Annotated in this window: 23 protein-coding genes, 1 other RNA gene and 2 other annotated features; of the genes, 21 read left to right on the forward strand and 3 right to left on the reverse strand. The window is 44.2% G+C overall.

Annotated elements, in window-relative coordinates; translation table 11 throughout:
- The first annotated feature begins 76 nt into the window (after positions 1–76).
- The 15 genes from G470_RS0106555 to G470_RS0106625 all read left to right on the forward strand — a co-directional run bounded on the left by G470_RS0106555 (position 77) and on the right by G470_RS0106625 (position 11,666).
- Entirely contained in the window at positions 77–277 is a 201-nt protein-coding gene (locus G470_RS0106555; RefSeq protein WP_028274134.1) for a cold-shock protein, read from the forward strand.
- Between the two features lie 285 nt (positions 278–562).
- Entirely contained in the window at positions 563–1,576 is a 1,014-nt protein-coding gene (locus G470_RS0106560; protein ID WP_028274135.1) for a rod shape-determining protein, read from the forward strand.
- Between the two features lie 201 nt (positions 1,577–1,777).
- Complete coding sequence (gene mreC, locus G470_RS0106565) at positions 1,778–2,632, forward strand: rod shape-determining protein MreC (RefSeq protein WP_028274136.1); 855 nt, start codon at positions 1,778–1,780, stop codon at positions 2,630–2,632.
- 2 nt (positions 2,633–2,634) lie between these two features.
- Positions 2,635–3,165 carry a rod shape-determining protein MreD gene (gene mreD, locus G470_RS0106570; protein ID WP_028274137.1) on the forward strand — a complete coding sequence of 177 codons (531 nt, stop codon included), beginning with the start codon at positions 2,635–2,637 and terminating at the stop codon, positions 3,163–3,165.
- Between the two features lie 22 nt (positions 3,166–3,187).
- A complete protein-coding gene (locus G470_RS0106575) occupies positions 3,188–3,913 on the forward strand; it encodes a septum site-determining protein MinC (protein WP_156907991.1) in 726 nt (241 codons plus the stop codon).
- A complete protein-coding gene (minD, locus tag G470_RS0106580) occupies positions 3,913–4,713 on the forward strand; it encodes a septum site-determining protein MinD (RefSeq protein WP_028274139.1) in 801 nt (266 codons plus the stop codon). The genes G470_RS0106575 and minD overlap by 1 nt, the downstream gene beginning before the upstream one ends.
- Positions 4,714–4,729: 16 nt before the next feature.
- Positions 4,730–4,975: a binding site (T-box leader), on the forward strand.
- A gap of 101 nt (positions 4,976–5,076) precedes the next feature.
- Positions 5,077–5,856, forward strand: a complete 780-nt coding sequence (locus tag G470_RS0106585; RefSeq protein ID WP_028274140.1) for an amino acid ABC transporter substrate-binding protein — start codon at positions 5,077–5,079, stop codon at positions 5,854–5,856.
- A 33-nt stretch (positions 5,857–5,889) separates the two neighbouring features.
- Positions 5,890–6,693: an amino acid ABC transporter substrate-binding protein gene (locus tag G470_RS0106590; protein ID WP_028274141.1), complete on the forward strand. Its 804-nt coding sequence runs from the start codon at positions 5,890–5,892 to the stop codon at positions 6,691–6,693.
- 22 nt (positions 6,694–6,715) lie between these two features.
- Complete coding sequence (locus tag G470_RS0106595) at positions 6,716–7,351, forward strand: amino acid ABC transporter permease (RefSeq protein ID WP_028274142.1); 636 nt, start codon at positions 6,716–6,718, stop codon at positions 7,349–7,351.
- 15 nt (positions 7,352–7,366) lie between these two features.
- Complete coding sequence (locus G470_RS0106600; protein WP_028274143.1) at positions 7,367–8,047, forward strand: amino acid ABC transporter ATP-binding protein; 681 nt, start codon at positions 7,367–7,369, stop codon at positions 8,045–8,047.
- A 79-nt stretch (positions 8,048–8,126) separates the two neighbouring features.
- Positions 8,127–8,198, forward strand: a sequence feature (ribosomal protein L21 leader region).
- Positions 8,199–8,211: 13 nt separating this feature from the next.
- A complete protein-coding gene (gene rplU / locus G470_RS0106605; protein ID WP_028274144.1) occupies positions 8,212–8,520 on the forward strand; it encodes a 50S ribosomal protein L21 in 309 nt (102 codons plus the stop codon).
- Between the two features lie 17 nt (positions 8,521–8,537).
- Positions 8,538–8,879, forward strand: coding sequence for a ribosomal-processing cysteine protease Prp (locus G470_RS0106610; protein WP_028274145.1), 342 nt, complete (start codon positions 8,538–8,540; stop codon positions 8,877–8,879).
- Between the two features lie 16 nt (positions 8,880–8,895).
- Entirely contained in the window at positions 8,896–9,180 is a 285-nt protein-coding gene (rpmA, locus tag G470_RS0106615) for a 50S ribosomal protein L27 (protein ID WP_035445224.1), read from the forward strand.
- A gap of 235 nt (positions 9,181–9,415) precedes the next feature.
- On the forward strand, positions 9,416–10,429 hold the full coding sequence (locus tag G470_RS0106620) for a class I SAM-dependent methyltransferase (RefSeq protein ID WP_028274147.1): 1,014 nt from the start codon (positions 9,416–9,418) through the stop codon (positions 10,427–10,429).
- A gap of 40 nt (positions 10,430–10,469) precedes the next feature.
- Positions 10,470–11,666 carry an acetate/propionate family kinase gene (locus G470_RS0106625; RefSeq protein WP_028274148.1) on the forward strand — a complete coding sequence of 399 codons (1,197 nt, stop codon included), beginning with the start codon at positions 10,470–10,472 and terminating at the stop codon, positions 11,664–11,666.
- Positions 11,667–11,763: 97 nt separating this feature from the next.
- On the opposite strand, the gene G470_RS0106630 is transcribed toward G470_RS0106625, so the two are convergent.
- The 3 genes from G470_RS0106630 to G470_RS0106635 all read right to left on the reverse strand — a co-directional run bounded on the left by G470_RS0106630 (position 11,764) and on the right by G470_RS0106635 (position 13,992).
- Positions 11,764–12,225, reverse strand: coding sequence for a universal stress protein (locus G470_RS0106630; protein WP_028274149.1), 462 nt, complete (start codon positions 12,223–12,225; stop codon positions 11,764–11,766).
- Between the two features lie 204 nt (positions 12,226–12,429).
- Positions 12,430–12,615, reverse strand: a non-coding RNA gene (ssrS, locus tag G470_RS14090) — 6S RNA.
- A 90-nt stretch (positions 12,616–12,705) separates the two neighbouring features.
- The gene (locus G470_RS0106635; RefSeq protein ID WP_028274150.1) at positions 12,706–13,992 is read right to left on the reverse strand and encodes a replication-associated recombination protein A; all 1,287 of its coding nucleotides are present in this window, start codon (positions 13,990–13,992) and stop codon (positions 12,706–12,708) included.
- Positions 13,993–14,188: 196 nt separating this feature from the next.
- Between G470_RS0106635 and gshAB the strand changes: the two genes are divergently transcribed.
- The 6 genes from gshAB to G470_RS0106665 all read left to right on the forward strand — a co-directional run.
- Positions 14,189–16,477: a bifunctional glutamate--cysteine ligase GshA/glutathione synthetase GshB gene (gene gshAB / locus G470_RS0106640; RefSeq protein ID WP_028274151.1), complete on the forward strand. Its 2,289-nt coding sequence runs from the start codon at positions 14,189–14,191 to the stop codon at positions 16,475–16,477.
- Between the two features lie 40 nt (positions 16,478–16,517).
- A complete protein-coding gene (locus G470_RS0106645) occupies positions 16,518–17,672 on the forward strand; it encodes a cysteine desulfurase family protein (protein ID WP_035445225.1) in 1,155 nt (384 codons plus the stop codon).
- Positions 17,673–17,703: 31 nt separating this feature from the next.
- The gene (locus tag G470_RS0106650) at positions 17,704–18,051 is read left to right on the forward strand and encodes a hypothetical protein (protein WP_028274153.1); all 348 of its coding nucleotides are present in this window, start codon (positions 17,704–17,706) and stop codon (positions 18,049–18,051) included.
- A gap of 155 nt (positions 18,052–18,206) precedes the next feature.
- Positions 18,207–19,331, forward strand: coding sequence for a tRNA 2-thiouridine(34) synthase MnmA (gene mnmA, locus G470_RS0106655; protein ID WP_028274154.1), 1,125 nt, complete (start codon positions 18,207–18,209; stop codon positions 19,329–19,331).
- Positions 19,332–19,465: 134 nt separating this feature from the next.
- On the forward strand, positions 19,466–21,925 hold the full coding sequence (recD2, locus tag G470_RS0106660; RefSeq protein WP_051258470.1) for an SF1B family DNA helicase RecD2: 2,460 nt from the start codon (positions 19,466–19,468) through the stop codon (positions 21,923–21,925).
- A gap of 74 nt (positions 21,926–21,999) precedes the next feature.
- Positions 22,000–22,273, forward strand: a 274-nt coding sequence (locus G470_RS0106665) for a helix-turn-helix domain-containing protein (protein ID WP_028274156.1), incomplete at its 3' end; no start/stop codon positions are given.

Below are 22,273 nucleotides of genomic sequence, written 5' to 3' on the forward strand. Positions count from 1 at the left end.
TAATGCATTCCGAATCGTACCAAAAGCAATAATGTAAAAATATTTTTGTGCTTCGGCACGAGGAGGATGTTTTATAATGGAACAAGGTACAGTAAAATGGTTTAACGCAGAAAAAGGTTTTGGATTCATCGAACGTGAAGGCGCAGAAGACGTATTCGTACACTTCTCTGCAATCCAAGAAGAAGGATTCAAATCTTTGGAAGAAGGTCAAGCAGTAGAATTCGACATCGAAGAAGGAAACCGCGGACCACAAGCTGCTAACGTTGTTAAACGTTAATCAGTAAAACAAACCTAAACAAGAGGCTGGAACGATTGCTGAGTAATCAGTGTCTTCCAGCCTCTTTTCCATTGTTGACAGTTTCTGAATCTGTGTTTATACATATTATGCTCACAGAATGTGTGGAAAACGCATAAAACAAACAGAAAATATATCATTTTTTTGTAAATGAGTGTACAATAGGTTAGAAAAAAACTTGCACAAGTTTTTGAAGACCGCTCTGCAGGACCGGAATAAAAATACGGTCTAATTGACAAACGCACGACGGATGAGAGGATGGGAATTTTGTTTAATTTTCGTAAAAAAAACATCGGTATTGACCTGGGAACCGCCAATACAAATGTGTACATGGAAGGCAAAGGAATTGTTGTAGGCGAGCCTTCTGTCATTGCCAAAGACATCAAGAAGGACCATGTGGTGGCTGTTGGAGAAGAAGCGCGGAACATGATCGGCCGTACACCGGGTTCCATTACAGCCATTCGACCGATGAAAGAAGGTGTAATCGCTGATTTTGACACGACAGCTTCCATGATGAAGTATTTCATCGAACGAGCAGTCGGAAACACGGCGTCCAAGCCGGTTGTCATGGTGTGTGTGCCTGGAGGCGGGACTGAAGTTGAAAAACGGGCGATTCTAGACGCTACGCGCATGGCCGGAGCGAAAGAAGCCTACTTGATTGAAGAACCGTTTGCGGCAGCTATTGGCGCAGGGCTGCCGGTCATGGATCCAACAGGAAGTATGGTTGTAGATATCGGCGGAGGAACAACGGATGTAGCGACCATTTCTCTTGGAGGCATCGTCAGCAGTCGGACCATTAAAATGGCGGGAGACCGTATGGACGAGGCGATCATTCAATACATTCGAAAAAAATACAAGCTCTTAATTGGGGAACGAACAGCAGAACAAGTGAAGAAAGAACTTGGATGTGCATCGATTGAAGAGGCAGATGAAAACGACACAACGGATATCAGAGGAAGAGATATGTTGACAGGTCTGCCAAAAACCATTGAGATAACTGCTGTGGATGTAGCGGAAGCGATTCAAGAAGTGATTGAAGGAATCATCGCAGCTGTTAAAGAGACACTTGAAAAAACCAGCCCTGAAATTTCTGCGGACGTAATTGACCGTGGGATTGTCATAACCGGCGGGGGAGCGCTTTTGAAAAACATCAGTGATGTCATCTCAAAAGCAACAGAAGTTCCGGTATTCATTGCGGATGATCCGTTGAATTGTGTGGCAATCGGGACAGGCGAATCCCTTAAGCATCTCGACGTTTACCGCAAACAAGCAAGAAGATAGTCAAATGGATGTGACAAGATAAGAGCTTGGGGATTCCCAAACTCTTATTTTATTGTGTTGATAGATAAACCTGTGCGATGCAAGCAGGTATGCATACAGTGACAGTTCTTCAAACTTTTTGAAAAAAACAAAGGACACCGCCATTTATAAAGAAAATTATGGTAGAATAAACGAAGCACGAATTTTGATGAGGTGTAATGAGTGAACAAGTCTTTCACAAACAAAAAACTCATTGTTTTGTTGATCAGCGTGATCCTGTTTTTTGCTCTGCTTGCAGTTTCATTAAACAGAAATGGATCCGTAAATATATTCCAACAAATAATGAACGATGTGACAGCGGTGGCGGGTCGTGTAGTATCGAAACCTGCAAACGCGTTGACGAATGTATTTGAATCAGTGAATCATCTGCTGGATACATATGAAGAAAATCAACGATTGAAACAAGAAATAGACAGCGTTTATGAGATCCAAGCAGAATTGTCGGTAACAAAAGAACAGAACGAAGCGTTGAAAGAAGAGCTGGAACTGCAAAACTCCCTTACTGATTATTCGACCATCACAGGGGCCGTGATTGCCCGCAACCCGGACAGTTGGGTGGAAGAAGTCATTGTAGACAGGGGGAGCCAAGACGGGGTAGAGTTGGGTATGTCGGTCATGTCCGGTCAAGGACTGATTGGACGAATCAGTGAAGTCAATCCGACAAGCTCCAAAGTTCGGCTGATTTCCACGATGGATCAACGAAACAATTTGGTGTCGTCTGAAATCATCACCGAGGAAGGAGACGTTGTCCACGGTGTAATCAGTGCATACGAAGCAGAAACTGGGCGGCTGATTATGAATCAGATTACCACCAATGTGACACTGGAACCAGGACAACAAGTCGTCACTTCCGGCTTGAGTGGAAAGACGCCCCGCTCTTTGTTGATTGGGACCGTTGATGAAGTGACGATGGATAATTTCGGTCTTTCCCAACGTGTCTATGTAGTGCCGGCGGGGGATTTCAATGATATACGTTACGTATCAATTATTGACCGTCATGCAGAAAGCGAGGAGTAAGAATGATTCAGTGGAAAAGAACATTGATCCCACTTCTCACTCTGTTTTGTCTGTTTATTTTTGACGGCACCTTCGCATTTGTTTTTAGGAACCAATTGGCAGGCGACAATTATCTGATGGTTCCTCGGTTGCTCTTTATTGGACTGCTTTACTTCTCATTCCGCCTGCCGAAGAATCAAGCGATGTACTTGGCAATGCTGTATGGTTTTTTATATGACAGCTATTATACTGGGATATTGGGCATATATTTGGCTTTTTTTGCCTTAATAGTCTATACCGTTTTCTATCTTAAAAAGTTTGTGTACATTAATTTAGGTACAATGGGTATGATAGGCATTGTGATGTTGACGTTACTGGAAACATTGGTCTATCTTGTGTATCAAGGCATTGATTTAACACAAGTGACGTGGAGCGGGTTTTTTGCCGCCAGGTTAGGCCCAACATTGCTCTTAAATGGAATCTTTTATGTGTTATTGTATTTTCCGTTGAAAAAAATTACGGATAATGCAATGGAAGAAGCAAAAATGATTTGATTTGCATTCCAAAAGACGGAGGGTGGATAAGTTGAAGCAAGTGGTTTCATTACGAGGAGTTAAAGATGGCTACCAGCTTCGAATTGAAGCAGAGGCAGCGTTTAAAGAAATTCTGGAACAGCTGGAATCCTTATTGAAAAAAATCAACAACGAACAAAAAAATGAGAAAAAAGATACAGAAGATACAGAGGATACAAAAGATGCAAACGAAGAACGTATTCCACTGTTTGTGGAAACGGGAAACCGGCTGATGACAGAAAAAGAAAAAGAAAAAATCACTTCTATTGTGAAATCTCACAGCCAGTTCGATATCCAATCATTCAACGCAGAGGTTGTGACAATCGAAAAAGCGTACGACTGGCATGAGAAAAACAGCTTACAACTTAAGATGGACACCGTTCGTAGTGGACAGGTGATGGATCTGCCTGGAGATGTGCTATTGATTGGAAACATCAATCCAGGCGGAGTACTGCGGGCAGCCGGAAGTATTTTCATCATCGGGGAACTGAGAGGCATTGCCCATGCAGGGTTTGAAGGCGATGAAGAAGCTGTCGTTGTAGCTGATTACCAACATGCTTCTCAAGTCCGGCTTGCGGACCAAGTCCACGTTTTGGAAGAAAAAGAAACCCCTACTGCCAACTATGAAGTTGCGTATATAAATGAATCAAAAAATGTTAATTTTGAGCCGGTAGACAACTTGAAAAAAATTCGGCCGGCATTGGGTGAACTGACAGGGAGGTTGCTATAATGGGAAAAGCGATTGTAGTCACATCAGGAAAAGGCGGCGTGGGGAAAACAACTTCCACAGCCAATATTGGAACAGCGATTGCATTGCAAGGGCAAAAAGTCTGTTTGGTGGATATGGACATTGGATTGCGTAACTTGGATGTAGTCTTGGGTCTGGAAAACAGAATCATTTATGATATTATTGACGTGGTCGAAGGCCGTGCAAAATTGCATCAGGCGCTCATTAAAGACAAACGATTCAATGATCAGCTCTATCTATTGCCAGCTGCACAAAATGCAGAAAAAGAAGCAATCCATGAAGAACAAATGATTGAGTTGGTTACTCAACTCAAAGAAGAATTTGATTACGTGATCATTGACTGTCCAGCAGGAATCGAGCAAGGATTTAAGAACTCGACGGCTGCAGCAGATGAAGCAATTTTGATTACAACACCAGAAATTTCGGCTATCCGAGATGCGGACCGCATCATCGGCTTAATCGAAAAAATGGATGTTGACGGTCCACGTTTGGTCATCAACCGTATTCGGAAAAAAATGATGCAGGAAGGTGAAGTGATGGATATCGATGAAATCACGCGTCACCTCTCAGTGGATTTGCTGGGTATCATTTTTGAAGACGACCAAGTTGTCCGCTCATCCAATAAAGGGAATCCAGTCGTATTGGATCCGGATAATGTGGCGTCTCAAGGCTACCGCAACATTGCCCGCCGTATCTTGGGTGAGACGGTTCCTTTGATGACATTGAAAGAAGAAAAAGTAAGTTTCTGGCAAAAAATATTTGGCAGAAAGAAAAAAGTGTGATACAGTAGTACTCAAATTAATAGCGACGACGAGAAAAAGTAGGAAATGCCTCTTTTCAGAGAGACTGTGGGTGGTGTGAGCAGTCAAGAGACCTTTCTGAACACACATCTCTGAGCTGGAGGCTGAACTGAAAAGTAAGCTTATCCCGGGAGCACCCGTTACAGTGCAGGCGTTTAGTAGTTTTGAACGCTGTGAGGCAGTTCCTGTGAAGGGACTGTAAATAAAGGTGGGACCACGATTACGTTAACGAATCGTCCTTTAGTGATTCTCTGTGCAGGGGAATGACTAAAGGACGATTTTTTGTTTCTCTGAGACTGCAGCTCAATAGAAACTAGAATATTAAATTTATGGAGGACAAACAAGATGAAAAAAACATGGATGAAACTGATGCTTCTGGCAGGTACCGCAGGCGTTTTGGGAGCATGCGACAACACCGATACAGCGGGACAAGACGACAACACACTCACTATCGGTTTAGACGACACGTTTGCGCCAATGGGATTCAGAGACAGCCAAGGAGAAATTGTCGGCTTTGACGTGGATTTAGCGGAAGAGGCTGGAGAACGCATGGGCAAAGAAGTGGAATTCCAGGCAATCGACTGGGCAATGAAAGAAACCGAGTTAAACTCAGGAAACATAGACATGATTTGGAACGGATATACCATCACAGACGAACGGGCAGAAAAAGTAGCGTTCAGTGAACCGTACATGGAAAATAATCAAATCATCGTTGTACTGGAAGGCAGCGATATTCAGACAAAAGAAGATTTAGCCGGAAAAACAGTGGCTGCTCAACAGTCATCAAGTGCGGTAGACGCGATTATGGCAGATGAATCGAACATCGTTGAACGTTTCAATGACGGACAAGTTGTTCAATATCCATCCAATAATGACGTGTTCAATGACTTGGCATCCGGACGAAGCGACGCCATTGTTGTAGACGAAACAATGGGACGGTACTACATGAAGCAAAACCCCAATGTTGCTTACCGCGTGCTGGAAGATACATTTGGAACAGAAGAGTATGGCGTGGGCTTGCGCAAAGAAGACACACAATTGAAAGAAGCGCTCGACCAAGCGTTGAACGACATAAAAGAAGATGGAACATTCGACGAAATTTACAGCAAGTGGTTTTCAGAATAAAAAAAGTCAATTCCACAACCAGGGGGAGAGGAAATGAAAAAGTTTATTCGTACTGCATTGATCATAGGAATGGGAGCGGCCGTACTTGCCGCATGTACAAACACAAAAGCTTCTGACGAGGAAAACAAGGGTTTTGCAGCAGTGCCTGGAGATACAATGGTCGTAGGATTGGATGATACGTTTGTACCGATGGGGTTCCGTGACAATGAAGGAAATCTGATTGGTTTTGACGTAGACCTGGCAAAAGAGGCGGCTGAAAGAATGGGAGTCGAAGTCGAATTCCAACCCATTGACTGGGCAATGAAAGAAACAGAATTGAATTCAGGGAACATAGACGCCATCTGGAACGGTTATTCCATGACAGAAGAGAGAAAAGAAAAAGTCAATTTCAGTGTTCCATATTTTGAGTCGAGTCAAGTGTTTGTCGTATTAAAAGACAGCCCAATTCAGACATGGGAAGACTTGGAAGGCAAAACAGTTGCTTCTCAACAATCTTCGAGTACAGTAGATTTATTGATGAATCACCCGACCGGGATAGTGGAGACATTTGCTGACGGCGAGATTATCCAATACCGCAGTTATACAGATGTGTTCAACGATTTGGACAGTGGACGCAGTGACGCCATCGCGGTAAGCGAGACGTACGCCCGCTACACAATGAAACAAAAAGGCGACGACCGGTATCGCATTTTGGACGAGTCATTCGGCCAAGAAAATACCGGAGTCGGTGTCCGGAAAAGTGACACGGAATTTTTGGAAAAGTTGAACACTGCATTGGAAGAGATGGAACAGGACGGCACCCGTCAAGAGATTTACGCGAAGTGGTTTGCCGATTAATTGAGAAGAAGGAAGAGGTAAAATGGGTTTAATAAGTGAAATCATGCCATCATTATTGAATGGCTTGCAGACAACCATGCTGTTGTTTTTTATCATTGTAGTGACCACCCTGCCGTTAGGGTTTTTGGTATCGTTGGTTCGTGTGTACAGTCCGAAGCCAATCTCCTGGCTGGTCCAAGTGTATATATACGTGATGCGCGGCACACCTTTGCTGCTGCAATTGATGTTCGTGTTCTTCGGACTGCCCTTGGTCGGCATCACCTTCGATCGGTTTACAGCTGCTGTCATAGCATTCATATTGAATTATGCGGCTTACTATGCGGAAATTTTCAGAAGCGGTATCTTGTCAGTTCCTACAGCCCAATTTGAAGCCCTTAAAGTGCTTGGAATTGGAAAGGTCAGAGGATTTAGAAGAGTCATTTTGCCGCAAATTTTACGGGTGGTGCTCCCATCAGTCGGAAATGAGGTCATCTCATTGGTGAAAGACACTTCATTAATTTATATCTTAGGGATTGGCGAGTTATTGCGTGCAGGTCAAATTGCGGCCAACACCTATGCCTCATTGGTGCCGTTTTTAGCGGTCGGTGTTTTTTATATGATTATCACCGGCGTGGTGACACTCATATTAAACCAAATAGAGAAACGATTTACATTTTAAAAGGAGACAGCGATCATGGCATTGAAAGCAGAAAAAATATCAAAATCTTTCTCAGGCGTCCCTGTCTTGAAAGATTTCAGCTTAACAATACAAGAGGGAGAAATTATCGCTCTTGTAGGGAAGTCGGGTACAGGTAAAACCACTTTCATGCGCATATTGAACCGACTCGAAAAAGCGGACAGTGGAAAACTTTCCATCGGCGATACAGTGTTGTTCCAATCGGATGCAACAGGAGCTGTTCATTATGCCGACAAAGCAGAACAAAAGAGATACACAAATAAAATCGGTATGGTTTTCCAAAACTATCAGTTGTTTCCGAATATGACGGTACTTGAAAATTGCATAGAAGCTCCATTAGCACAAAAGTTGATGAGCAAACAAGATGCAGAAAAAAAAGCAGAAGAGCTGCTCGGTCAGATGGGGCTGTTGGAGAAAAAAGACGCGTATCCGAGTACCCTTTCTGGAGGACAGCAGCAGCGGGTCGCGATTGCACGTGCTATGATGCTGAACCCCGATATCCTTTGCTTCGACGAACCCACATCCGCTTTGGACAGGGAGTCGGCAAGCGGGATAGGGAAGATGATCCAAGAAATTGCCGCCGCAGGGACCGGTATTTTACTTGTGACACACGATTTGGCTTTCTCCGAAGCGTTTAGTACCCGGATGGTCTCATCGGATGAGTTTTTGTCTGAATAATTCTCTTTTTAAAACAGAGAATTATTCATTGACTCGGTGTTTTCATTTTGGTATGATACTAATGTTGTAATGTGAAGCACCACAGCTACAACCGCTCGGAGTGAGTCATTAAGTCCATCAGGCGCTCATGACGGCGAGTCTAAGTCTATAAGGAGGTGCAGAGAATGTACGCAATCATCAAAACAGGTGGAAAACAACTACGCGTTGAAGAAGGCCAAGCAATTTACATTGAAAAATTGAATGCCGAAGCTGGAGAAACAGTTACTTTTGACGAAGTATTGTTGGTCAAAGGAGACGAAACAAAAATCGGAGCTCCTTTGGTAGAAGGCGCAACGGTTGAAGGCACAGTTGAAAAACAAGGCCGCAACAAAAAAGTTGTTACTTATAAATACAAACGTAGAAAAGACTCCCATCGTAAACAAGGCCATCGTCAGCCTTATACGAAAGTTGTCATCAACAGCATTAACGCATAAGGAAACGAGGCAAGGAAATGATTCAAACACATTTCCGGCGCACTGACCAAAACGACATTCTTTCTGTCGAGATTTCTGGTCATGCAGAATCGGGACCATACGGATACGACATTGTGTGTGCTGCTGTTTCTGCTTTGAGTATCGGAACGGTAAACAGCCTGGTTGAAATCGGCGGATTCACTCCACTGGTGGAAACGGACGAAGAAGAAGGCGGCTACTTGTACGTCGCCTTACCGGAAGATTTATCAGAGCAACAATGGCAGACCGCACAAATACTTTTGGAAAGTCTTTGTCTTTCATGCAAAAGTGTTTCTGAAGAATATCCACAATATGTCGCTGTTCAAGAAAAAATCGAGTAAACAGGAGGTGTATAGGATGTTGAAAATGAACTTGCAATTGTTCGCTACGAAAAAAGGTGGCGGTTCCACATCAAACGGACGTGATTCTCAATCCAAACGTTTGGGCGCTAAAGCTGGAGACGGACAAGCTGTTTCCGGAGGATCTATTTTGTACCGTCAACGTGGTACAAAAATCCACCCTGGCGTAAACGTTGGAATTGGCGGAGACGACACTCTTTATGCTAAAGTAGATGGCGTGGTACGTTTCGAACGGAAAGGCCGCAACAAAAAACAAGTTTCTGTTTATCCTGTTGCTCAATAAGGATAATACGCAAACAACTTGGCCTGAGAAATCTCAGGCCATTTTTTTATGCCCTTTTTCTTTAAGAGAAAGGGGAGGAGCAATGTGTCAAGTAAAGAAACTGAGAAATGAAGAGAAACCTGGCTTGTAAGTATAGGGATATTTCGCTAAACTAAGGGTAGGATTCTTTCATAGTGTATTTCCTGACGTACTTCAGTAGAGTAAATGCTAGGTTCTCTAAGAAAGGCTGAAAAATGTGGCAAACGAAAAAGTAACCGCTCTGTTTTCCACGCTGCATTCTTCCGTGGAAATTCTCCAAAAAGAACTGGACATGTCCTATCTCGAATCCCTTGTGGAAACAGGAGAAAACATCCTGGACGGGAAAGAACCCAGAATTATTGATGGAAAACCAAGCGAGGAAGCAGCAAAGGAATTAAGAAAACTTTACGCGACGGTGTCATTCGATGAGATGTCGGCAGAAGAAATCAGACAAGCAGTCCAATTGGCCATCTTAAAAGGAACCAAAGAAGACTACTTGCAGCCGAATCATCAGATGACTCCCGATGCCATCGGCTTATTGATGGTGTACTTGATCCGGACTGTATTCAAAGAACGGAAAGAGTCAGTGAAGATATTGGATCCAGCCGTTGGAACAGCCAACTTGTTGTCTGTTGTCTACAATCAATTAAGGAGCGACGGATTGCAAGTGTCCGCTGAAGGAATTGATAATGATGACTTGCTGTTAAGCATTGCATCGGTGAATATAGACCTGCAGGGATTGGAAGACATCCGGCTGACGCACCAAGATGCGCTGGGGAATTTATTGGTGGAACCATCCGATTTGGTGATCAGTGATCTGCCGGTTGGTTACTATCCGCTTGATACAAATGCGGCCAAGTTCGAGACTTCTTTTGAAGAAGGCAAATCTTATTCTCATTATTTATTTATTGAGCAAGGATTAACCTACTTAAAAAATGATGGGTTTGCCTTTTTCATTGTTCCAGCGAATCTTTTTCAAATGGATGAATCAAAAACGCTGCTTTCTTATATTCAAAAAGTGGCTTATTTCCAAGGTTTCATTCAATTGCCGAAGGAATTCTTTAAGAATGAACAATCTCGCAAAGCTATATTGATGCTTCAGAAAAAAGGAGCGCAGGCACAACAGGCGAAAGAAGTCCTGTTGGCTGTTGCACCAGATTTCAGAGAGCGGGAATCGCTGCAGCGTTTTATCGCTGAAGTAGTGGATTGGAAAGAAAAGAACCTGAAGTAACAAGATTTTTATATCCATAGAAGTGTGAGGAGAGAAAGTAATGCCAAAAACTATGTCGATCAATGCTGGAAGTTCCAGCTTGAAATGGAAATTATATGAAATGCCAGCAGAAGAAGTCATCGCTTCTGGTATCGTGGAGCGTATTGGCTTGAACGATTCCATCTTTACTATCAAATATGGTGACGGAGAAAAATTCGAGCAAGTACTGGACATTGAAGACCACGCAATAGCAGTAGAATTGTTGTTGAAACAATTGATCGAGTTGAGCATCATTCAAGACTTCAACGACATTTCTGGTGTCGGACATCGTGTGGTTGCAGGAGGAGAAATTTTCCAAGACTCCGCATTGGTGACAGAGGAAGTCATCCAACAGATTGAAGACTTGTCTGAATTTGCACCACTTCACAACCCAGCAAATGCGACAGGAATCAAAGCTTTCCGCGAAATTTTGCCAGACATCACAAGCGTGGCTGTTTTTGATACTTCTTTCCACCAAACGATGCCGAAAGTAAACTACTTGTACAGCATTCCGATGGAATACTATGAAAAATACAACGCTCGTAAATATGGCGCTCACGGAATAAGCCATCAGTATGTATCTGAACGTGCAGCTGAAATGTTGGGTCGTCCGTTGGAAGAGTTGAAGATCATTACATGCCACCTTGGAAACGGTGCATCCATCACTGCAGTAGACGGCGGAAAATCTGTTGATACGTCTATGGGATTCACTCCTCTTGCTGGTGTGACAATGGGAACTCGTTCCGGAGATATCGATGCTTCCTTGCTTCCATTCTTGATGGAAAAATTAGGTTTGAACACGATCGATGAAATGATTTACATCTTGAACAACAAATCTGGTTTGAAAGGTTTGTCCGGCGTATCCAGCGACATGCGTGACCTGGAAGATGTAGAAGACACAAATGAAAAAGCAGCGATTGCTTTGCGTATTTTTGCTAACCGCGTTCAAAAATACATCGGTTCTTACATCGCTACGATGAACGGCTGTGATGCAATCGTCTTTACAGCAGGTATCGGTGAAAACGGAGTCGAAACCAGAAAAGAAATCATTGACGGCATTACTACATTCGGCGTGGAATTGGACGACGAACGCAACAACGTTCGTGGAAAAGAACGTATCATCTCCACTGATGATTCTAAAGTTAAAGTTCTTTTGATTCCAACAGACGAAGAAGTTATGATTGCCCGTGAAGTAGAACGCTTCAAAAACCAAAAATAATTTAGGAGAAATCTGTGGGAACGTGCAGCTCTCTTAATAAAAAATAGGTCCTTCCCATCTGAAAAGAGGGAAGGACCTATTTTTATTGGAAAAAGTATCAGTCCGGTACATGGTTATCCAAGTCTGTTCGTACAATCAAAACATCGCAACGGGCATGGCGAATGACATATTCGGATACAGAACCGATAAAGAGACGTTCCACCGCATTCAAGCCAGTTGCACCCAGGATGATCAAATCTACATTTTGGGCATCAGGTATTTGTTTGGCGACCATAACTTTAGGCGATCCAAATTCAAGGACAGTCACAGTTTCTGCCAAGCCTTCTTTTGCTGCGTATTCTTTGTACTCATTTAATGTGTTTCTTGCTTCTGTTTTTGCATTGTCTGCAATAGACCCGTCAAACGTGGAGAAGCTTTGGTAAGAACGTGTATCAATGACATGAGCGATGATTAAAGTCGCATTGTTTCGTTTAGCCACTTCAACAGCTTTCTTAAACGCCCGCTCAGCTTCTCTGGATCCATCAATTGCCACTAATATGCGTTGATATTCTTGATACATATTCTTCACTCCAATCTTTTTTTCTAAAACCTTTCCTTATGTATATATTAAGTCAAATGAAGTCGTTTTCAAAGTTATTCACCTTTATACGCGTTAAAAAGTCGGAATCAGCTTTGGAATAAGTCTTGCATACCAAAATATGAAAGGAATATTTAAACACAAAAAGGGCCGGGATTATCCCGGCCCTTTTCTTTTGTTGCTCAATGGAATTCCGGTGGTGCCGTTACAACGTCTGTTTGGTTGAACCCGCTCATAAGCAGGGGGGCTTCTCCGAACAGATTTCTGACGACCAAGTGAAATGGTATGTCATCCACCTGCTCTTTCGAATCCCAAATCAACATTCATTGTTCGGTCAACGCAATTAAGACTTCACGAACACCTCAGAATTCTTATCCTTATACTAGCACAGGAGGTGGGGCGTGTCAATATTTGCGCTTTTGGAATTGTAAAAAACTATCACCGTTAAGCGGAAGTAAACGCTTAACCGTTCTTGTCTTGTTTTGTAAGTTGACTCAAGCGGGCATATTGACGAGCCATGGCATCCTCAAATTTACCTGTCGTTTTAGGGGTGTAATACGTAGCGTGTTTCAGTCGATCCGGCAGATATTGTTGTGGAACCACTCCGCCCGGATAATCATGGGGATATTTGTACCCCTTTCCACGACCCAGCTCTTTAGCTCCGCTGTAATGTGCATCTTTTAAGTCTGCCGGAATGTCTCCAATCTTTCCGCTGCGCACATCCGCCAATGCCCGATCGATTGCTTCAATCGCTGAGTTGGATTTAGGGGAAAGGGCTAATTCAATGACTGCATTTGCCAAAGGAATCCGTGCCTCTGGAAAACCCAGCCGCTCTGCTGATTGAACGGCCGTTACGGCTCGAGCTGCTCCGCCTGGGTTGGCCAGTCCAACGTCTTCATAAGCGATGACCATTAATCTCCTGGAAATCGTGGCGAGTTCTCCTGCTTCCACGAGCCTTGCCAGATAGTGAAGGGCGGCGTGGACATCACTTCCACGAATAGATTTTTGAAATGCGGAAATGACATCGTAATGGGCATCTCCATCTTTATCGTGTGTCATCGCTTTTCGTTGGACACATTCTTCTGCGACGGCTAAATCGATGTGGATGATGCCGTCTTTGTCCGGTTTGGTTGACTCGATTGCCAGCTCCAACGCGTTCAATGAGCTGCGTAGATCTCCGTTGGTGGCTCTTGAAAAATGCTGCAGCGCTTCTTCTTTGAGGGAAATGTCTTTATTGCCGTATCCTTTTTCTTCATCGTTCACTGCTCGGTTCAAAGCGGTCATAATGTCCTCTTCTGAGAGCGGGTGTAATTCGAAAATCTGGGTACGACTTCGAATGGCGGGATGAATGGATAAATAAGGATTTTCGGTTGTGGCACCGATCAAAACAATCCGACCATTTTCCAAATGAGGCAGTAAAAAATCCTGCTTGGGTTTATCCAGCCGGTGGACCTCATCCAGCAATAAGATGACTGTTCCACTCATCTTTGCTTCTTCAACAACAATTTCGATATCTTTTTTCTTGTCGGTCGCTGCGTTTAATGTACGAAACGCATATTTGGTTGAACCAGCGATGGCACTGGCGATACTGGTTTTTCCAATGCCCGGGGGACCATATAAAATCATGGAAGAAAGACGCTTTGCTTGTACCATGCGCCAAATGATTTTTCCTTCCCCCACTAAGTGTTGTTGTCCTACAACTTCACTGATATTTTCAGGCCTCATACGATAAGCCAGCGGTTGGTTCATAGAGATTCTCCTTACCATTCATTTTCTAACGACAGTATATCACTTAAAAGCTGTGGGAACCAACAGCCGCAAAAGAAGTAACATTGCAAAAACGAAAACCGGGCACTGTTTGAGAGCCGGCGATTGTGATAAGATGGAAGGGTGGCAAATGGACTCATTTCCAATAAGAGGATTAACTAATAAAGGCGTGACTGATATGAAAATAAAACAGACAATCGTGGAAAATAATTTGACGGAAGCTTTTCTCCAAGGAGATTTTGGTATAGAAAAAGAATCTTTGCGTGTGGACAAAGAAGGAAAGTTGGCGTTGACCGACCATCCGTCCGGCTTTGGGAGCCGTTCGTATCACCCTTATATTCAAACGGATTTCAGTGAGAGCCAGCTTGAGCTGATCACATCCGCTGTAGATTCTATTTCTGAAACTTACCGCTGGATGGCTGCGTTGCATGACGTGGCTTGGCGCACGTTGCCTGAAGATGAATGGATGTGGCCCTTCAGCATGCCGGGGAAGCTGCCTTCAGACGATCAGATCCCCATCGTGAAAGTGGAGGAAGAGCATCAAATTCTTTACCGGGAAGAATTGGCAAGGAAATACGGCAAGCGAAAACAAATGATCAGCGGCATTCACATCAACTATGGGTTTAGCGACAGATTTTTACGTGCGCTGTATGAAGCTGCTGAAACAACGGAAACGTTCCAAGATTTTTCAAACGCTGTGCATATGAAGTTAGCGAGGAACTTTATTCGTTACCGCTGGCTGCTGACTTACATGTTGGGCGCATCGCCGCATGCAGAACCAGACTTTTATTCGGTGAAAGGTGAAAAGGTTGAACCGCCTGAACAGTACGTACGCAGTTTGCGCAACAGTCCTTATGGGTATCACAATACTCAAGACGTTCAAGTATCTTATGCATCCGTAGAAGAATATGCGTCAGACATTCAGCGGATGACCCAAGAAGGATTATTGTCAGAAGAACGAGAATTTTACGGATCCGCCCGAGTGCGGGGAGCCAGCCAAGTCAAAGATTTGGTTGCAAATGGAATCAAATATGTGGAATTCCGTTCCATTGATGTCGATCCGTTTGATCCATTCGGCCTTTCAGTGGAAAGCCTGCGCTTTATCCATATGTTTCTTTTGTTGTTGGTTTGGATGGAAGACGAAGACAGTTCGCTGGAGAAACTCACACTTGGAAACGAAATGAATGAAAGGACGGCAATGGAGTCGCCGTTTTCAATTTCTCAGTATCAAGAAGAAGGAGAACGACTCCTGCGCGAGATGGAAGAGATGGCTTCTGTCATTGGAGCCGACCAAGAATCCATGGAAAGTATCCGACGAGCTCAAACGTTGATGGAGCACCCTGAACAAACAAAGGCTGCCCGACTGGTTGACCTTATGAGAGAAGAAAGTTATTTGGAACTTGGAAGCCGTCTGGCATCTGCTTACAAACAGACAGCGTTGGAAAAACCTTTCTTGTTACGTGGTTTTGAAAACATGGAAATGTCTACCCAACTTTTGCTGTTTGATGCATTGCAAAAAGGCATCAAGGTAAAAATACTGGACGAACAAGATCAATTTTTGCGCTTGTCCCACCAAAATCACGTGGAGTATGTGAAGAATGGCAATATGACCGCGAAAGATACGTATATTGCGCCTTTGATTATGGAAAACAAGACAGTGACAAAAAAAGTGTTGGCGGAGCACGGTTTTGTTGTCCCTGGAGGCGCAGAATACATCTCTGCTGCTGACGCTAAAGCGGACTACTGGAAGTTCGAACACAAAAAAATTGTCGTTAAACCAAAATCAACCAACTATGGTGTGGGGATTTCCGTATTTAAAGAGCCGGCCGCCCGGGAATCATTTGAGGAAGCAGTGGAGTTGGCGTTCCAAGAAGACGATGCGATTCTCGTGGAAGAATATGCGCCAGGAACGGAATATCGATTCTTTGTCTTAAACGGCAAAACAGAAGCGGTGTTGCTGCGAATTCCTGCCAATGTGACCGGGGATGGTAAGCAGTCAGTCAAGGAATTGGTTGAACAGAAAAATCAAGATCCTTTACGGGGAGAAAACCACCGTGCACCATTGGAAAAAATTGCGTTGGGAGAAATTGAACAGCTGATGCTGCGTGCCCAGGGGTTGGATGTGAACAGCATACCAGAACCGGGACAAAAGGTTTATCTTCGCGAGAATTCCAACATTTCCACGGGAGGAGACTCCATTGACTTTACCGACCAAATGCATGACAGTTACAAAAAGATTGCTGCCCAAATCACAGAAGTGGTAGGTGCAAAAGTAAGTGGAGTTGATTTGATTATTCCGGACTATACGCAGCCGAGCACAGAGGAAAATCCTGGATACACCGCGATTGAAGCCAACTTCAACCCCGCCATGCATATGCATGCCTATGTCTATGAAGGAAAAGGAAGAAGACTGACTAAAGGGATTTTGAACATGCTCTTCCCCGAACTGTATGAAGTTAGAAATTAAAGACCATATATGGCATGTGCAACAGAAAGGATGAATACCAATGAAAGATGCCATCTATCTTGACCATGCATCCACAAGCCCGATGCATCCGGATGCGGCAAAAGAAATGGCGGAAGCTCTGACAGGACAATTTGGAAATGCCAGCAGCATCCATCGATTCGGCCGTTCAAGCAGAGGATTTCTCGATCAGGCCCGTCAAGTGTTTGCCAAGAGCATCCATGCGGATCCCTCAGAGATCATCATTACAAGTGGAGGCACCGAGAGCGACAATACCGCTATTTTGAAAACCGCTGAAGCAAGGGAGCATTTAGGGAAACACATCATCACCACTTCAGTGGAACACCATGCTGTCATCCGGCCGATGGAGTATCTGGAAAGCAAAGGTTTTGAAGTGACGTATCTCCCGGTGGATCAAAAAGGGCGGATTCAACCTGAAGACGTCAAAGAGGCATTGCGCCCAGATACAATTCTAGTTTCCGTTATGTATGGAAACAACGAGGTCGGCACCGTCATGCCGATTGAAGAAATCGGAGCCATCATCAAAGAAAGTGATGCACCTGCCTATTTCCATACAGATGCGGTCCAAGCATATGGATTGCTGGATATTGACGTCCAACGTGACAACATCGATTTGTTGTCTGTCTCTGCACATAAAATCAACGGTCCGAAAGGCTTGGGGTTCTTGTACGTCAAAGACGGCATCTACTTGCCGAGCTTTATGCTGGGCGGAGAGCAGGAAATGAAACGCCGGGCTGGAACAGAAAACATCCCGGGAATCATCGGATTTAAAAAAGCGGCGGAAATTATGATGGCTGAACGCCAGTCCCGCAGAGAGCGTTACCGGGAGTTGGCAAAGAAAATGCTGGAAGAACTCGATACGCTTGGTGTTGAAACAGAGATGAACGGTGATCCTGAGCATTCGTTGGGGCATATTTTGAACCTTCACATCAAAGGCGTCAAATCCGAGCAATTGATTATTCACTTGGATTTGGCCGGCATTGCTGTTTCCGCCGGGTCGGCATGTACAGCTGGAAACATCGACCCAAGTCATGTGCTCACGGCGATGTACGGAGCGGAACATGCTGCCATTTCTGAATCTTTACGCATCAGCTTCGGGATGGGCAACACAGTTGAAGATGCGGTCCAAACAGCTCAAGCAATCAAAAACGCCGCTGATCGATTGAAAAAAGAGTAAACACAATTTTTTGAGAGGAAGACGGAGAACAGTGACACAGAATATAAAAACTGCTTCTTTGCCGGGAGCTTCGGACACTTACCGGATTCACCCGGATGCAAAGAAATACACGCTGAGAGACAACGGGTTCACGGAAACAAAAAGCGGAAAATTCCAACTTGTCCGTATTTTAGGGACCATGGTATCGGACCCGCATGCGCCTAAGTTGAAAATCACCATTTCAAAAGACTTATCCGATTTGAAGTTTTCCACTACGACAGCGAACGGGCTGCAGCCCGTCAATATTTATAAAAATGACAAATTTTCAGAATATCGAGAAAGCGTCGAAGCTGTCTTTTATGGATTGCTGGAAGGAAAAGTGTTGGAAAGAGTAAACTAAAGATTTGAAATGAGCGGCCGGACACTTTTGTTCGGCCGTCGGTGCGAACCAACCCTTGACAACTTACGTTAAGTAAGTATAATGAAAAAGACTGAAAGAATACGACCTTCAACTCGTAGATTATTTCAGAATCTAACAGAAATGATGGTGATAAAATGACAGACAACAGCAAAACTCGTGTTGTCGTCGGGATGAGCGGAGGAGTGGACTCTTCTGTCACAGCGCTCTTATTGAAAGAGCAAGGGTACGACGTGGTCGGTGTGTTCATGAAAAACTGGGACGACACTGATGAAAATGGCGTGTGTACTGCGACAGAAGACTACAACGACGTGGCTTTGGTTGCAAACCAAATCGGTATTCCGTACTATTCCGTAAACTTCGAAAAAGAGTATTGGGACAAAGTTTTCACCTACTTTTTGGAAGAATACAAAAAGGATCGTACGCCGAACCCGGACGTCATGTGTAACAAAGAGATCAAATTCAAAGCCTTTTTAGACTATGCCATGGACATAGGGGCAGACTATGTTGCTACCGGTCATTACGCTCGCATTGAGCGTGATGCGGACGGTACAGCGCGGATGCTTCGAGGCGTCGACAACAACAAAGACCAAACCTACTTTTTGAATCAATTGTCCCAAGAACAACTTTCTCGAGTGATGTTCCCATTGGGTGAAATGGACAAAAAAGAAGTCCGTAAAATCGCAGAAGAAGCCAACCTTGCGACAGCGAAGAAAAAAGATTCGACCGGCATTTGCTTTATCGGCGAGCGCGACTTCAAACAATTTTTGATGAATTATCTCCCGGCGCAGCCAGGTGACATGATGACCATTGACGGCGAAGTGAAAGGCCGTCATGATGGATTGATGTATTACACCATCGGGCAGCGGAAAGGTCTTGGAATCGGTGGAGGAGGCATTTCCAACGAACCATGGTTTGTAGTAGGGAAAGACATGAAAAAGAACGTTCTTTATGTAGGACAAGGGTATCATCATGAAAAACTGTACTCCACACATTTGAACGCCAGCGAAATTTCCTTTACGACAAACGAAGACAGACCGGACACATTCCGTTGTACCGCTAAGTTCCGTTACCGTCAAACGGATGTCGGCGTGACTGTTCGCATGAATGAAGACCACACAGAAGCAGTAGTGGAATTCGATGAACCAGCGCGTGCCATCACGCCGGGACAAGCCATCGTCTTTTATGACGGCGAAGAATGCTTGGGCGGCGGCACCATCGATGCGGCATACAACCACAGTGAAGAATTGCAATACGTATAATAAAGAATGACTTCTGCGCTCCAGTGCAGAAGTTTTCTTTATTTACATAGATTATTCCCGGAAGTTTCGTTAAAATGAAAAGAAGAAACACCGATCGAAAATTGACGGATCGGAATTAGAAAGGGGTTTGCAACATGAGAGAGGAAATTGGTCTCCAATTAGATGAAAGTGAAGAGCGGTATATCATTGGAGAAGTCCTTTCGGTTTTCTTTCAAAACCCATCCAATTTTTACAAAGTATTACTCGTGCGTGTAAAAGAAACCAACACCACGTATTCAGAAGATGAAATTGTGATCACCGGTAACTTTGGCCAAATAAAAGAAGAGGTTCCTTATCGGTTTGTCGGAGACCTGACAAACCATCCAAAATATGGCGTGCAATTCCAAAGCGAGCGGTACGTGCAGGAGCGACCGTCGTCAACAGAAGCACTGGTGGCGTATTTATCCGGTCCGCGTTTCGTCGGCATCGGAACAGTCACGGCCACAAACATTGTGGAGACCCTTGGAGAAAATGTCATTGAAACGATTTTGGATGACCCGGATTCATTACAAAAAGTGAGCGGATTGAATAAGAAAAAAAGAGAAACCATTGTAAAGGTCCTGGAAGAAGAAGAGGGCATGGACCAAGTGGTGTTGAAGTTGAACCAGCTTGGCATAGGAAATCAGCTCGCGTATAAGATTTATCAGGTCTACCAAGAGCAAACGTTGGACATCATCCGGAATAACCCGTATAAATTGGTGGAAGACATCGAAAATATCGGGTTCAAACGAGCCGATGCACTCGCTGAACAGATGGGCATCGATGGAGATTCACCCAATCGTATCCGTGCAAGTATCTCGTATGTTTTGAAGGAAAGTTGTTTTAGCAGCGGGGACACATATGTCGAAAGTGAGCACTTATTAAAGGAAGCCCTGAGAGTCCTTGAAAGCAGCCGTTCGTTCTTGATTGAACCGGAAGCGGTGGCGGATCAAGTCATTTCACTTTCCCAGGAAGGGCAGATCATCCAAGAGGAAGACCGTTTTTATCTTCCTTCTCTCTTTGCAGCGGAATGGGGAATCACTTCCTCAGTGGAACGGATGCTGGAGAAAAAAGAAGGCAAACAAATCGAACGCCAAGACATTTTGGATGAATTGGAAAAACTGGAGAAAACACTCGGCATCACTTATGGGAAATCACAAAAACAGGCAATAGAGCAAGCTATCCAGTCGCCATTATTTGTGTTGACCGGCGGGCCGGGAACAGGAAAAACCACCGTCATCAACGGCATCGTTTCTCTTTTTGCAGAATTGCACGATCTGTCCTTGGATCCTTATTCCTACAAAGACGAAGCTTTTCCCATTTTGCTTGCTGCGCCGACTGGAAGAGCGGCAAAGCGAATGAATGAAACCACCGGCCTTCCAAGCAGCACGATACACCGGTTGTTGGGGTTGACAGGGCAAGAAAACATCGAAATGGACGACGTGGACCGCACCTTAAATGGACAGTTATTGATTATCGATGAAATGTCGATGGTAGACACGTGGTTGGCGAATCAGCTCTTTAAAGCCATTCCTGAAGATATGCAGGTTATTTTGGTGGGAGATAAAGACCAGCTCCCATCCGTCGGTCCAGGACAAGTTCTGCATGATTTAATCGACAGCGAACGAATTCCAAAGATGGAGCTGGATGAAATTTACCGGCAGGATGACGGCTCATCGATCACCACGTTGGCACATGACATCAAGCATGACCGGCTGCCGGAAGATTTCAGAAAAAATCAAGCCGACCGCTCGTTTTTCTCTTGCTCAGCCGATCAAGTGATGGACGTAGTGGCTCAAGTGGTGTCCAAAGCGATTGAAAAAGGGTTCACCGCTCAAGATATTCAAGTGTTGGCCCCTATGTACAGAGGGCCGGCCGGAATCGACAACTTGAACAAAATGCTCCAAGACTTGTTTAATCCAAACCCCTCAGGCAGGCGAAAAGAAGTCAAGCATATGGACAGTGTGTACCGAATCGGTGACAAAGTTCTGCAGCTTGTGAACGAACCTGAATTGAATGTCTTTAACGGGGATATGGGAGAAATCACCGGAATCATCACGGCCAAAGAATCGGAAAACAATGTAGAAGAATTGACGATTCAATTTGATGCGAATGAAGTGTCCTATACGCGCAATGAGTGGAACAAAATCACACTGGCCTATTGCTGTTCAATTCATAAGTCACAGGGCAGTGAATTCGAAATGGTAATTCTGCCGCTGGTAAGAAGTTACCACCGCATGTTGAAAAAAGACTTATTGTATACTGCCATCACTCGTGCCAGCCGCTTGTTGATCTTGTGTGGGGAAGAAGCAGCTTTCCAACAGAGTTTGTCTTCTTCTTCAGCGAACAGAAAGACCACCTTGGTCAAACGCTTGACAACGGAACTCGATGCAGCTGAACCCGATGAAACGATTCGCGTAACGCCAGATATTGAAAACACTCCGTCAAAGGAACAATCTAAAACCGAAAAGAATCCTATAGATAACGAAGAACCTGTTCTCACTGCTGTCGCTGTCGAAAAACAGTTGATTGACCCGATGATCGGGATGGAGAACATCACACCGTATACAATCTAATGAAAATCCCGGAGAGCCTATTGAACTGCACCCCAATTGTTAGACACAACTAACAATTGGAGGTGCAGTTTTTTATGGCTAAATTTACAGCTGAAGAAAAATTACAAGCCGTTCTAAGGTATTTGAATGGCAATGAAAGCTTCAAAACAATCGCTCAATCAATCGGGGCTGATGATAAAATTATTCGAGTTTGGAAGAAACAATATGAACATAACGGTGTAGAAGCGTTTATAAAACGATATACAAACTACACCCCACAGTTTAAACTAGATGTACTAAACTTCATGATTGAAAACGGTACGTCCTTCAATGAAACAGCGGCTATTTTTGGTATAGCAGCTCCATCCA

Source organism: Atopococcus tabaci DSM 17538 (assembly GCF_000429585.1).
In the GTDB taxonomy this organism is placed as follows: domain Bacteria; phylum Bacillota; class Bacilli; order Lactobacillales; family Carnobacteriaceae_A; genus Atopococcus; species Atopococcus tabaci.

What these genes read in the sequence shown, in the direction of transcription:
- G470_RS0106555 (WP_028274134.1), top strand. Translation starts at nt 77, where the DNA reads ATGGAACAAGGTACAGTAAAATGGTTTAACGCAGAAAAAGGTTTTGGA.
- mreD (WP_028274137.1), top strand. Translation starts at nt 2,635, where the DNA reads ATGATTCAGTGGAAAAGAACATTGATCCCACTTCTCACTCTGTTTTGT.
- minD (WP_028274139.1), top strand. Translation starts at nt 3,913, where the DNA reads ATGGGAAAAGCGATTGTAGTCACATCAGGAAAAGGCGGCGTGGGGAAA.
- G470_RS0106585 (WP_028274140.1), top strand. Translation starts at nt 5,077, where the DNA reads ATGAAAAAAACATGGATGAAACTGATGCTTCTGGCAGGTACCGCAGGC.
- G470_RS0106590 (WP_028274141.1), top strand. Translation starts at nt 5,890, where the DNA reads ATGAAAAAGTTTATTCGTACTGCATTGATCATAGGAATGGGAGCGGCC.
- G470_RS0106595 (WP_028274142.1), top strand. Translation starts at nt 6,716, where the DNA reads ATGGGTTTAATAAGTGAAATCATGCCATCATTATTGAATGGCTTGCAG.
- G470_RS0106600 (WP_028274143.1), top strand. Translation starts at nt 7,367, where the DNA reads ATGGCATTGAAAGCAGAAAAAATATCAAAATCTTTCTCAGGCGTCCCT.
- rplU (WP_028274144.1), top strand. Translation starts at nt 8,212, where the DNA reads ATGTACGCAATCATCAAAACAGGTGGAAAACAACTACGCGTTGAAGAA.
- G470_RS0106610 (WP_028274145.1), top strand. Translation starts at nt 8,538, where the DNA reads ATGATTCAAACACATTTCCGGCGCACTGACCAAAACGACATTCTTTCT.
- rpmA (WP_035445224.1), top strand. Translation starts at nt 8,896, where the DNA reads ATGTTGAAAATGAACTTGCAATTGTTCGCTACGAAAAAAGGTGGCGGT.
- G470_RS0106625 (WP_028274148.1), top strand. Translation starts at nt 10,470, where the DNA reads ATGCCAAAAACTATGTCGATCAATGCTGGAAGTTCCAGCTTGAAATGG.
- G470_RS0106630 (WP_028274149.1), bottom strand. Translation starts at nt 12,225, where the DNA reads ATGTATCAAGAATATCAACGCATATTAGTGGCAATTGATGGATCCAGA.
- G470_RS0106635 (WP_028274150.1), bottom strand. Translation starts at nt 13,992, where the DNA reads ATGAACCAACCGCTGGCTTATCGTATGAGGCCTGAAAATATCAGTGAA.
- gshAB (WP_028274151.1), top strand. Translation starts at nt 14,189, where the DNA reads ATGAAAATAAAACAGACAATCGTGGAAAATAATTTGACGGAAGCTTTT.
- G470_RS0106645 (WP_035445225.1), top strand. Translation starts at nt 16,518, where the DNA reads ATGAAAGATGCCATCTATCTTGACCATGCATCCACAAGCCCGATGCAT.
- mnmA (WP_028274154.1), top strand. Translation starts at nt 18,207, where the DNA reads ATGACAGACAACAGCAAAACTCGTGTTGTCGTCGGGATGAGCGGAGGA.
- recD2 (WP_051258470.1), top strand. Translation starts at nt 19,466, where the DNA reads ATGAGAGAGGAAATTGGTCTCCAATTAGATGAAAGTGAAGAGCGGTAT.